9 protein-coding genes, 1 tRNA gene and 1 pseudogene are annotated in these 11,623 nt (G+C 61.1%); 7 read left to right on the forward strand and 4 right to left on the reverse strand.

The genetic code is table 11. The annotated features are described in order from the left end of the window. Positions 1-113 precede the first annotated feature (113 nt). From NKI63_RS12640 to NKI63_RS12655, 4 genes are read left to right on the forward strand one after another with little or no spacing between them, the layout of a single operon-like run. Positions 114-1,706, forward strand: a complete 1,593-nt coding sequence (locus NKI63_RS12640) for an ABC transporter ATP-binding protein (protein WP_502896087.1) — start codon at positions 114-116, stop codon at positions 1,704-1,706. Then, a complete protein-coding gene (locus NKI63_RS12645; RefSeq protein WP_352478850.1) occupies positions 1,703-2,815 on the forward strand; it encodes an ABC transporter permease in 1,113 nt (370 codons plus the stop codon). Before NKI63_RS12640 ends, NKI63_RS12645 begins: the two co-directional genes overlap by 4 nt. Beyond that, on the forward strand, positions 2,815-3,735 hold the full coding sequence (locus NKI63_RS12650) for an ABC transporter permease (RefSeq protein WP_352508440.1): 921 nt from the start codon (positions 2,815-2,817) through the stop codon (positions 3,733-3,735). The genes NKI63_RS12645 and NKI63_RS12650 overlap by 1 nt, the downstream gene beginning before the upstream one ends. A 47-nt stretch (positions 3,736-3,782) precedes the next feature. Further along, positions 3,783-4,850 carry a BMP family ABC transporter substrate-binding protein gene (locus NKI63_RS12655; protein WP_352508441.1) on the forward strand — a complete coding sequence of 356 codons (1,068 nt, stop codon included), beginning with the start codon at positions 3,783-3,785 and terminating at the stop codon, positions 4,848-4,850. A 61-nt stretch (positions 4,851-4,911) separates the two neighbouring features. Here the strand turns inward: NKI63_RS12655 and rimO are convergent, their stop codons facing one another. From rimO to NKI63_RS12675, 4 genes and pseudogenes are all read right to left on the reverse strand, one after another. Then, a complete protein-coding gene (rimO, locus tag NKI63_RS12660) occupies positions 4,912-6,225 on the reverse strand; it encodes a 30S ribosomal protein S12 methylthiotransferase RimO (RefSeq protein WP_352821685.1) in 1,314 nt (437 codons plus the stop codon). A gap of 149 nt (positions 6,226-6,374) precedes the next feature. Further along, positions 6,375-7,034 carry a TerC family protein gene (locus NKI63_RS12665; RefSeq protein WP_352689318.1) on the reverse strand — a complete coding sequence of 220 codons (660 nt, stop codon included), beginning with the start codon at positions 7,032-7,034 and terminating at the stop codon, positions 6,375-6,377. Between the two features lie 171 nt (positions 7,035-7,205). Beyond that, a pseudogene (locus NKI63_RS12670) lies at positions 7,206-7,361 on the reverse strand (DUF930 domain-containing protein); the annotation flags it as partial. Between the two features lie 168 nt (positions 7,362-7,529). Beyond that, positions 7,530-7,619, reverse strand: a tRNA-Ser gene (locus NKI63_RS12675). A gap of 493 nt (positions 7,620-8,112) precedes the next feature. Here NKI63_RS12675 and NKI63_RS12680 point away from each other — a divergent pair. The 3 genes from NKI63_RS12680 (at position 8,113) to NKI63_RS12690 (ending at position 11,570) form a co-directional block, all read left to right on the forward strand. Beyond that, positions 8,113-8,811: a hypothetical protein gene (locus NKI63_RS12680; protein ID WP_352689316.1), complete on the forward strand. Its 699-nt coding sequence runs from the start codon at positions 8,113-8,115 to the stop codon at positions 8,809-8,811. A gap of 271 nt (positions 8,812-9,082) precedes the next feature. Further along, the gene (locus NKI63_RS12685) at positions 9,083-10,306 is read left to right on the forward strand and encodes a septal ring lytic transglycosylase RlpA family protein (protein WP_352689315.1); all 1,224 of its coding nucleotides are present in this window, start codon (positions 9,083-9,085) and stop codon (positions 10,304-10,306) included. Between the two features lie 130 nt (positions 10,307-10,436). Then, positions 10,437-11,570 (forward strand): D-alanyl-D-alanine carboxypeptidase family protein, encoded by a 1,134-nt coding sequence (locus NKI63_RS12690; protein WP_352689353.1) that lies wholly within the window; start codon positions 10,437-10,439, stop codon positions 11,568-11,570. The last annotated feature ends 53 nt before the right edge of the window (positions 11,571-11,623 follow it).

The following is an 11,623-nucleotide window of genomic DNA, read 5'->3' on the forward strand; positions in this document are numbered from 1 at the left end:
GAACTGCTCTTTACCGCTTGAGTTTCCGCTGAAATTCTTGAAGCTCTTTCAAGTCGTGAGGCGCTTACCGTAGAGAGCAGGGCGCGCATACGATGCTTGCGGGAACACAGAACATGTCTGGCAAACCAGATGGAGGCACCGTGAGTGCAGATCAGGACGGCGCAAACCTGCTTGAGGTTCGCGGCCTCACAAAGATATTCGGCACGCTGACAGCCTGCGACCATGTCGATCTCAACATCGCCAAGGGCGAGATCCATGCGTTGCTTGGCGAGAACGGCGCCGGCAAGTCGACGCTGGTGAAAATGCTTTTTGGATCGCTGGAACCGAATTCTGGCGAGATTTTCTGGAATGGCCAGGCGGTCAGGATCACCAGCCCAGGCACCGCAAAAAAGCTCGGCATCGGCATGGTTTTCCAGCATTTTTCCCTGTTCGAAGCGCTGACGGCGGCGGAGAACATCGCGCTGTCGCTGGATGACGGCTCGCCGATCAGCACGATCGCGGCCAAGGCGAGGGCGCTCTCCTACAGTTACGGCCTGCCTCTCGACCCGCTATCGCTGGTCGGTGATCTGTCGGTCGGCGAGCGTCAGCGGATCGAAATCATCCGCTGCCTGCTGCAGACGCCGCAACTCATCATCCTCGACGAGCCGACTTCGGTGCTGACGCCGCAGGAAGCCGATAAGCTGTTCGAAACGCTCGAACGGTTGCGTTCGGAAGGAAAGTCCATCCTCTACATTTCGCACCGGCTGGAAGAAGTCAAACGCATCTGCGACCGCGCCACCGTGCTGCGTCACGGCAAGGTGGTCGGCCATTGCAATCCGCGCCAGGAAACCGCGTCTTCGTTGGCGCGGATGATGGTCGGCAACGAGGTCCAGGCCGTGGTGCGGGCGCCGGCCGAGGGTATCGAGACCGCGCCGGTGCTGCTTCAAATCCGCGAACTCACCCGCAAGCCGGCGACCCCGTTCTCGATCCCGCTCAGGAACATCAATCTTGAAGTCCGGGCCGGCGAGGTGATCGGCATTGCCGGTGTGGCCGGCAACGGCCAGGGTGAATTCTTCGAATCCGTTTCCGGCGAGGTGCTGCAGGAGGATACCGGCTCGGTCCGCATCCGCGGCAAGGATGCCGGCGGCCTCGCCATCACCGGCAGGCGCCTGATGGGCGCTGCCTTCGTTCCGGAAGAGCGGCTCGGCCACGGCGCAGCACCGCGCATGAAGCTTTCGGAAAACCTGCTTCTGTCGCGCCACGCCACCGACGGCAAGATGTTTGTCGGCGCCGGTGGAATGGTCAAGAGCGATGCGATCTATACCGCTGCTCAACGCATCATAAAGGCAATGGACGTGCGCAAGAGCGCGCCGGACCCAGAGGCTGCGGCCCTTTCGGGCGGCAATCTGCAGAAATTCATCGTCGGCCGCGAACTCGACCGCCGGCCAAGCGTCTTGGTGGTCAATCAGCCGACCTGGGGGGTCGATGCGGGTGCGGCGGCCCACATCCGCCAGGCGCTGATCGAACTGGCGCGCAGCGGCTCGGCGGTGCTGGTGATCAGCCAGGACCTCGACGAGCTGTTCGAGATTTCCGATGCGATCACGGTCATGCACAATGGCGAACTGTCGAAGCCGCTGCCGATAGCTGAAGCGACATTCGAGAAAATCGGGCTGCTGATGGGCGGCGCCGAACCCGGTCATGCCGAACATACGCTGGAGACGGCTTGATGCGCCTCGAACTTGTAAAACGCCCGCAGCGCTCGATGCTGTTTTCGGCACTCTCGCCTTTCATCGCTTTCGTTTTGACGATCATAGCCGGTGCCATCATGTTCGCGCTGCTCGGCGTCAACCCGTTGACTGCGTTCCGCATCTACTTCATCGAACCGATCAGCCAGGTCTGGCAGTTGCATGAGCTGGCGATCAAGGCCGCCCCCCTGATCCTGATCGCGGTCGGACTGTCGGTCTGCTACAAGGCCAACATCTGGAACATCGGCGCCGAAGGTCAGTTCATCCTGGGCGGCATTGTCGGCTCGATCTTCCCTGTGCTGTTTCCGCAGTTCGAAGGCCCATTGGTGCTGCCGCTGATGCTTCTTTTCGGCATGGTCGGTGGGGCTGCCTATGCTGCAATCCCGGCACTGCTGAAGACGCGCTTCAACACCAACGAGATCCTGACCAGCCTGATGCTGGTCTATGTCGCCCAGCTCTTCCTGGATTGGCTCGTACGCGGGCCGTGGCGCGATCCGCAGGGCCACGGTTTCCCGCAAACCATCCAGTTCAACGACTCGGCCATACTGCCGGAACTCCTCCCGGAATCCGGCCGGGCAAACTGGGGATTTGTCTTCGCGTTGGTCGCGGCGATACTGATCTGGATCCTGATGAGCCGTATGCTGAAAGGCTTCGAGGTCCGCGTGCTCGGCTCAAGCCCGAGGGCAGGGCGCTTCGCCGGGTTTGGCCTTAACCGTATGGTCTTCTTTGCCTTCCTGCTGTCGGGCGCACTGGCCGGACTTGCCGGGATTTCGGAGGTCTCGGGAGCCATCGGACAATTGCAGCCGGTGATTTCGCCCGGCTACGGATTTACCGCTATCATCGTGGCATTCCTCGGCCGGCTCAATCCGCTCGGCATCGTCGCCGCAGGCCTTGTGCTGGCGCTGACTTATCTGGGCGGCGAGGCAGTGCAAAGCGCGCTCGGCATCTCCGACAAGGTGGCGCGCGTGTTCCAGGGCATGCTTTTGTTCTTCGTGCTCGGCTGCGACACGCTCATCCATTACCGCATTCGCCTGATCGGCTTTTCCGCGCCGAAGCTCGAGGCAGCGCCGAAGCTGGAGGGAGCCCGCTGATGGACGTCACCGTCAACATCCTCTTGACGATCGCGACGGCGGCGACGCCGCTGCTGATCGCGGCGATCGGCGAACTGGTGGTCGAACGTTCGGGTGTGCTCAATCTCGGCGTCGAAGGAATGATGATCATGGGTGCCGTCGGCGGTTTCGGCGCCGGCTATCTCACCGGCTCGCCTTGGATAGGGCTGTTGGCGGCAATCACCATGGGGGCAGTGTTCTCGCTTCTGTTCGCCGTCATGACGCTGTCGCTGGCCACCAACCAGGTGGCAACCGGCCTGTCGCTGACACTGCTCGGCCTCGGGCTTTCCGGCATGATGGGGACGAATTTTGTCGGCCAGCCTGGCGAGAGGCTGCCAAACCTCGACATTCCCGGCCTGACCGCAATCCCGGTCGTCGGCAGGCTGCTGTTCGGCCAGGATCCAATCTTCTACATCTCGATCGCGCTGACCGCTGCCGTGATGTGGTTCCTGTTCAGAACCCGCACCGGGCTCACGCTGCGCTCGATCGGCGACAGCCACGCATCGGCCCATGCGCTTGGTATCCATGTCATCCGCTATCGTTATCTCTCAGTGATTTTCGGCGGCGCTTGTGCCGGCCTAGCCGGCGGCCACCTATCGCTGGTCTACACGCCGCAATGGGTGGAGAACATGACCGCCGGCCGCGGCTGGATCGCGCTGGCTCTGGTCGTCTTCGCTTCCTGGCGGCCGTGGCGGGTGCTGGCCGGCGCCTATATTTTCGGCGCGGTCTGGATCGGCCAGCTTCATGCACAGGCATTCGGCATTCCGGTCCCCTCGCAACTGCTTTCTTCGCTGCCCTATCTGGCAACCGTCGTGGTTCTCGTTCTAATCTCACGCAACAAGCGTTTGACGATGATGAACACGCCGGCCTCCTTGGGCCAGCCATTCGTTCCGGATCGTTGACAACAAAAAGACGGAAGCTCCAAGGCTTAACTCAGAGAGGTAACAAAATGAAAAAACTGCTTATTGCCCTGCTGGCGACGACGGCCGCATTGTCGCTGGCGGCCTCAGCTGAGGCGGCGGACAAGCTGAAGGCATGCTGGGTCTATACCGGCCCGATCGGCGATTTCGGCTACTCCTACCAGCACGACCAGGGCCGCCTCGAGGTGGAAAAGGCACTCGGCGACAAGGTCGAGACCGCCTATCTCGAAAACGTCTCCGAAGGCCCCGATGCCGACCGCGCCTTCGAGCGCCTGGCGCGCGAGGGATGCAAGATCATTTTCGGCACATCCTTCGGCTTCATGGACCCGGAAGTGAAGATCGCCAAAAAATTCCCCAAGGTGATGTTCGAGCACGCCACTGGCTACAAGACCGCCAAAAATCTCGGCATCTACAATGCGCGTTTCTATGAAGGCCGTTACGTACTTGGTCAGATCGCCGCCAAGCAATCGAAGTCGGGGGTCGCCGGCTACATCGTTTCTTTCCCGATCCCGGAAGTGGTGATGGGTATTAATTCCTTCATGCTAGGCGCACAGTCGATCAATCCGAACTTCAAAGCCAAAATCGTCTGGGTGAACTCCTGGTTCGATCCGGGCAAAGAAGCCGACGCCGCCAAGGCATTGTTCGACCAAGGCGCCGACATCATCGTCCAGCACACCGACTCGACCGCTGCGTTGCAGGTGGCGGAGGAGCGCAAGCTGCACGGCTTCGGCCAGTCCTCCGATATGATCAAGTTCGCACCGCACGCGCAGCTGACCGCACTGACCGACGAATGGGGCCCGTACTACATCAGCCGGGTCCAGGCGGCACTCGACGGCACCTGGAAGCCCGACAATGTATGGCTCGGCATCAAGGACGGCGCCGTCAAGCTGGCGCCGTTCACCAACATGCCCGACGACGTCAAGGCGATGGCCGAAGCCACCACCAAGAAGATCGCCGACGGCTGGAACCCCTTTACCGGGCCGATCGCCAAGCAGGACGGCACACCTTGGCTGAAGGAGGGCGAGGTCGCCGACGACGCCACGTTGCTCGGCATGAATTTCTACGTGAAGGGCGTCGACGACAAGCTGCCGCAATAAGCAACCGGAAGCACATCGTAACGAAAGCGCGCCGCGAGGCGCCCTTTCATTTCGGACTGAATCAGACGGCCGAGCCGTAGAGGTCGTAAGCGTCGGCGCGATCGATCTTGACCGTGACGATGTCGCCGGCGCGCAGTGGCCGCCGCGACTGGATATGGACCGAGCCGTCGATTTCGGGCGCGTCGTATTTGGTCCGGCCCTTGGCCGAATTGCCATGCGCCTCGTCGATCAGGACCGGCAGTCGCTTGCCAATTTTCCTGGTGAGCTGCGTTGCCGAAATCTTCTGCTGGCGCTGCATGAAGCGGTGCCAGCGGGCTTCCTTGATCTCCTGCGGCACCTGCTCGAGGCCGAGCTCGTTGGAGCGGGCGCCTCTGACCGGCTCGTATTTGAAACAGCCGGCGCGGTCGATCTTCGCCTCGTCCAGCCAGTCGAGCAGCATCTCGAAATCGTCGTCCGTCTCGCCGGGGAACCCGACGATGAAGGTGGAGCGGATGGCAAGGTCCGGGCAGACGTCGCGCCAGCTGCGAATGCGCTCGAGCGTCTTTTCGCCATGAGCGGGCCGGCGCATGTTCTTCAGCACCTGCGGCGAGGCATGCTGGAACGGAATGTCGAGATAGGGAAGAATCTTACCTTCGGCCATCAGGGGGATGACGTCTGCGACATGCGGGTAGGGATAGACATAGTGCATGCGCACCCAGACACCGACCTTGCCCAGTTCTTCCGATAGATCGAGGAACTTCGCCCGCACTTCGCGGTCGCCGAACATGCTGGTCTGGTATTTGATATCGATGCCGTAGGCGCTGGTATCCTGCGAGATGACGAGGATCTCCTTGACCCCGGCCTTGGCCAGCTTCTCGGCTTCGCGCAACACGTCGGCGGCCGGCCGCGATACGAGGTCGCCACGCAGCGCCGGGATGATGCAGAAGGTGCAGCGGTTGTTGCAGCCTTCCGAAATCTTGAGATACGCATAGTGGCGCGGCGTGAGCTTGACCCCTTGCGGCGGCAAAAGGTCGACGTAGGGATCGTGGCTCGGCGGTGCTGCCTCATGCACTGCCGCCATAACGCTTTCATAGGCTTGTGGACCAGTGATGGCGAGGACGTTGGGGTGTCTTTCACGAATGACGTCCGGCTCGGCGCCGAGGCAGCCGGTGACGATAACCCTGCCGTTCTCCGAAAGTGCCGAGCCGATAGCGCTGAGCGATTCGTCGCGGGCCGAATCGAGAAAGCCACAGGTGTTGACGACGACAAGGTCGGCACCGTCGTGCTTGCGGGCGATCTCGTAGCCTTCAGCCCGCAAGCGCGTGATGATGCGCTCGGAATCCACAAGGGCTTTCGGGCATCCAAGGCTGACGAAACTGACGCGAGGGGCGGACATCAAGCTTTTCCGGATTCAGGATTGGCGGCGCAGTACCACAGTTGTTGCCGCATTGGTATGGGCAGCGGCTGCGGCGAAACGCAACCGCCGGCATCGCCGAAGGCTCGCCGAAATCGAAGTCGCGGCCGATGCGAATTCGAGTCGATGCGTCAGCTCACCGCACTGCTGACATGCGGGAAGACTTCCACCGCGCCTCGATAGATCATATCGAGTGCGACATAGAAGATGATCAAAAGGCCGATATAGGCGATCCAGCGATGGCGGTGCAGCAGCTTGGCGATGAAGCTCGCGGCAAGGCCCATCAGCGCGATCGACAGGACGAGGCCGATCACCAGCACCTGGAAGTGATCGCGCGCCGCGCCGGCGACCGCCAGTACGTTGTCGAGCGACATCGAAACGTCGGCGATGACGATCTGCAATGCCGCCTGACCCAAGGTCTTCTTGCGCGCCTTGCCGGCCACCATGTCATCGCTGTTGATATCGGAATTGGACAGCGCTTCGGTCGCCTCCATCTCGTCGGCATGCGACGTGCGCAGCTCGCGATACATCTTCCAGCACACCCACAGCAGCAAGATGCCGCCGGCCAGCAGCAGGCCGACAATCTGCAGCAGGGTGACGGTGATCGCGGCAAAACCGATGCGCAGCACCGTTGCCGCCACCACGCCGATGAGAATCGCTCTCTTGCGCTGCTCGACCGGCAAGCCCGCTGCGGCCAGGCCGATGACGATGGCGTTATCGCCTGCAAGCACGAGGTCGATGGCGATGACCTGGAGCAGGGCAGAGAAGCCCGCGGCAGTGAAAATTTCCATCGACTGGAAGTCCCTTGCTGGTTGGCCGACCGTTCGCGTCGAATGCCTGGAGGGCCTAACGTGTATGGTTCCCGCGCGTCAAGGGACTGGTTGGAACAAGGTCGGCAATATACAGAGTTTGCGACGATCGGCCCGAAACACCGGCAAAATGCGGCCACAGGTCGCGAATGCCTAGTTATAGAGATTGTATTTGGGCCAGTCGCTTTCCGGAATTTTATCACCGATCCGGTAGCGGAGCTGCAGGACTTCCATATGGTCCGGCGCTGTCTCGCATTTGAATTTCAACCGGTACCATTGTCGTTTGCTGCGAAACGCAGCACCCGTGCTGGCCGGCCAAGGCAGCGCCATCCATGCGAGGAGCGCAAAAAATAACCTATTCATGGGCGGGAGAAGCACCATATTTCGGCGCAAAAATCAATCCGATCGGGGGCTCGCTCGCGTCCCGGTCATCTCGATGCAAGCCCGGGAGATTGCTTTCGGGATAAAGAGCGTCACTGGCGGAGGGAGTGGGATTCGAACCCACGGTGGGCTTGCACCCACGCCGGTTTTCAAGACCGGTGCCTTAAACCGCTCGGCCATCCCTCCAGGGTGATTTTTCAATCACTTAGGATATCGCGAGAGGAGCGGGTTCGAGCTGTCGGTACCGGATTGGCACCAGGACGGTCCCCGATCGGTTCGCGCTCCATTCCTGTAAAGCCGCATTCAACGCCAAGTCAACCGTGGCGGCCGCACCTTTCGGCGCGATCCAGGACGGTGAGCAGCGTCATGGCGAGCTGTTTGTGCTGAGTGTGGAAAATCGTTTTTAAAACCCGCACGGACTATTAATCGTTGCGCGCTGATATGTTGGGCGCATTAGGCACATGTAAGTAAAATCGTCTTCTGGAGTTGAATTTTGGCCGTACTTGGCGCTCTCCCGCCCGGTCTTCGCTGCAGACCAATTCGTGAAACCGACTGGGAGGGAGTGGTCGATTGTCTGTGCAGGGGCTTTCCGGCGCGTAACCGAAGTTACTGGATCCGGGCTCTGACGCGTTTGTCAAAGCGGCCTGCGGTTGCCGAGTTCCCACAATATGGCTTTGCTTTGGAGCATGCCGATCGGATCGTCGGCGTTGTGCTCACCCTTTATGCGCGCTACCAGGGGTCGGAGAGCGAGGAAATCCGCTGCAATCTTTCGAGCTGGTCAGTCGACGCAGAATTCCGTTCCTATGGCGCCATGTTGGTTGCGGCGGTTCTCAAGCGGAAGGACGTGACCTACACGAACATTTCGCCGGCGCAAGCGACATTGAAAGCCAACCGGGCGCTCGGCTTTCGGCTCTTCTCCAGCGGACAATTTACCTTCTTGCCGGCTTTAAGTTCGGCGCCGCGGCCATGTCGCGTGGTCGAAGTGCGTCCCGATCTTCCGGAACTGGCGATGCTTCCCGAGAGTGAGAGATACATACTCTCGGAACACGCCGCGCTGGGGTGCCTGTCGTTGATCTGCATCTGCGACGGAGCAGCGTTCCCCCTGGTGTTGATGCCGCGCCGGATTTTGCACGGTCTTATCCGCTGCCATCAGGTCATCTATTGCCGCTCGCTCGCGGATTTGAGCCGCTGCGCCGGTGCCATGGGGCGCTTTCTCTTGCGAAGCGGAATCCTGGTTTGCTTTGTCGACGCCAAGGAGCCGATTCCAGGTTTGGTGGGATGGTACCGCCCCAACAAGGGGCTGAAATACTTCAAGGGTCCCAGACCACCCACACCTGGAGATCTGACGTTCACCGAGCTCGTGATCTTCGGTCCCTGAGTCTGCGCTCGCAGACACGCCAGGCGAGGTTCAAAGCCCGCCACGAACGGCGTTTTGCTGATCTAAGCGATGGCTTCATCCCGACCGGCGAGACGGTCCGCGCCACAATCTCGCCCGGTTCCGACCACAATCGGTTAATACGGTGATAAACAATTCCTGCGCACAAAAAGCATTGGGGTAGGGCGTTGCCGGCGTTTCTGGAGTGGGTGCTTTGGCATCGCTGACGTTTATGCTGCGGTGCCTTCGTCGATGCTATAGGGGCAATCAAAATATGCAGACCACGGCGCGCCCGCGTCTTCGTCGCGCTTTCGCTTTCGCGCTGTTGGCCTTGTCGGCAGCGTTTCTTGCGGCATGTGCCGCGCCGCAGCAAAAGGCGATGGTCAACAAGAAACCTCGCTCCAAGGAATATTTTTCCGAAGCCGAATATGGCGTGAAAGCCAGCCCGCGCGTGATGTTCAAGACGTCTCGGGGGCGCGACCAGCTCGGCAAGCCCTATCAGGTGCGCGGCAAGTGGTATTATCCGAAGGAAGACAAACGTTACGCCAAGGTTGGCCTAGCGTCCTGGTATGGTGAGGCGTTCCACGGCCGGTTGACCGCCAATGGCGAAGTCTACGACATGGCAGATCTGACGGCGGCGCATCCGACTATGCCGCTCCCGAGCTATGCGCGGGTCACCAACATGAAGACCGGCAGCTCGGTGATCGTGCGCGTCAACGATCGCGGACCCTATCATGATGGACGCATCATCGATGTGTCGAAGCGCGCTGCTGAAATGCTCGATTATGCCAATATCGGTACGGCCGAGGTGAAGGTCGAATATGTCGGCCGTGCGCCGCTCGAAGGCAATGACGGGCAGTATCTTATGGCTTCGTATCGTCCAGGCAACAGGGCGCCGGATCCGTCGGACGGTCTGCCCAGCGGTGTCATGGTCGCCATGAATGGGCCGTCGCCAAGCCTGGCGGTGAGCGCTGCAGCCGTGCCGTTCCCCGGTCAGCTGACGAATACCGGGCAGGGATCCGATGCAGGGCCTGTCATAGCGGTGCAAGCGTCTGCTTCGGGAGACATTGTACTGCCCGATTTCGGCCCGATCGTGCCGGAGCGTCCGGAGATCAACCTGCCGGCGCAATCTCCATTCACCATGGCGTCGCTGTCTTACGCCGACGAGCGCGTGCAGCGCGCCTCCAACGCGTTTGCCGAGCTGGACGACACCGGCATGTCGCCCGCCGAGCTTCTTCAATCGTGGAAGCGGCAAGCTCCTCCAATCCAGTCGCCCACGGACTATGTCGCGGCGGGTTCGTTCGAGGATGCCGCCGAAGCCGAGCAGGTGGCGACCCAGCTTTCCAGCTTCGGCAAGACCGAAATCCAGCGCTCGGAACTTGAAGGAAAGGACTGGTACTCGGTCAACCTCTATGCCGACGGCCGTGGCAGCCTGGACGAGATGCTGCAGGCAGCGTGGTCGCACGGTGCGCCGGATGCGCTTGCTGTACGCAATTGAGCTCGGGGCTGCCTGGTTTTTCGTGCGCGATTGATCCGCCAGGCAAAAGCCTGATAGCTTCTGCCAACGTGCAAGAGCGCCGGCTCACTGGTCGAATCTGATGAAATTTTTTCACCCTTTCACTGGGCTTATGGCGCTCGGCCTGCTGCTGCTGCTCTCGCTTGCGCCGGCCTCAGCACAGCTTTTCGAGACCAAGGCCGCGCAGGCCTTCATGATCGATGCCGAAACCGGAACCGTGCTGTTTTCCAAGGACGCCGACAGGTTGATCCCGCCGGCCTCGTTGGCCAAGCTGATGACGATGGAAGTGGTCTTCAACGCCATCAAATCGGGGCGCATGACGCTCGATGACACCTTCGTGGTGAGCGAAAACGCCTGGCGCAAGGGCGGCGCTCCTTCGGGGACATCGACTATGTTCGCGAAACTCAAGTCGACGATCCGGCTTGAAGACCTGATCCAGGGCGTGACCGTGCAGGCGGCCAATGACGGCTGTATCGTCATCGCTGAAGGAATCGCGGGGTCCGAGGCAAACTTCGCGGCGCAGATGACCGAGCGTGCCCGCCAGATCGGCTTGCAGAAATCGACCTTCGTCAACTCCACCGGTCTGCCGGCAGATGGGCAGCAAACGAGCGTTCGCGAACTCGCGCTTCTGGCGCTGCATATGTGGCGCAACTACCCGGATCTCTACCGCTATTACGGCCAGAAGGATTTTACCTGGAACAAGATTTCCCAGAGAAACCGCAATCCGCTGCTGGCCATGGATATAGGCGCCGACGGGCTCGCGGTCGGCGCCAGCGAGCAATCCGGGTTCGGCATTGTCGGCTCGGCCAGCCACAACGGCACAAGGGTGATCGCGGCGATGGGCGGCCTGGCAAACGACCGCGAGCGTGCTGAGGAAGCGCGAAAGCTGCTCGACTGGGGCGTTCGCTCCTTCGAGAAGGCTGAAATATTCGCCAAGGACGAAGTGGTTGGCGAAGCCCAGGTCTTTGGCGGCGCCAAGTCCGGAGTCGCGTTAAAGGCAAAAGGACCGGTGCAGATCTTCCTGCCGATCACCAACCGCGACAAGCTCACCGCCCGGATCGTCTATGACGGACCGGTTGCCGCGCCGGTGGAGGAGGGGCAGCCGGTCGGTACGCTGCGCGTCTGGATCGGCGATACTCTGAGCCAGGAGACGCCGCTGTTTGCCGCCGAGTCGATCGGTGTCGGTTCCCTGCCGCAGCGCGCGCTCGACGCCGCCAAGGAACTGGCCGTCGGCTGGCTGCGTTAGCACCGTCGCGGTGGACCTTTTTTCCCGCCGGGACTATACGGTCCCCGAAGTAT

This window comes from Mesorhizobium sp. M0410 (assembly GCF_040321435.1).
Classification (GTDB): domain Bacteria; phylum Pseudomonadota; class Alphaproteobacteria; order Rhizobiales; family Rhizobiaceae; genus Mesorhizobium.

Coding starts and splice junctions, on each gene's coding strand:
- rimO (WP_352821685.1), bottom strand. CDS start 6,225: ATGTCCGCCCCTCGCGTCAGTTTCGTCAGCCTTGGATGCCCGAAAGCC.
- NKI63_RS12685 (WP_352689315.1), top strand. CDS start 9,083: ATGCAGACCACGGCGCGCCCGCGTCTTCGTCGCGCTTTCGCTTTCGCG.
- NKI63_RS12655 (WP_352508441.1), top strand. CDS start 3,783: ATGAAAAAACTGCTTATTGCCCTGCTGGCGACGACGGCCGCATTGTCG.
- NKI63_RS12650 (WP_352508440.1), top strand. CDS start 2,815: ATGGACGTCACCGTCAACATCCTCTTGACGATCGCGACGGCGGCGACG.
- NKI63_RS12690 (WP_352689353.1), top strand. CDS start 10,437: ATGGCGCTCGGCCTGCTGCTGCTGCTCTCGCTTGCGCCGGCCTCAGCA.
- NKI63_RS12665 (WP_352689318.1), bottom strand. CDS start 7,034: ATGGAAATTTTCACTGCCGCGGGCTTCTCTGCCCTGCTCCAGGTCATC.
- NKI63_RS12640 (WP_502896087.1), top strand. CDS start 114: ATGTCTGGCAAACCAGATGGAGGCACCGTGAGTGCAGATCAGGACGGC.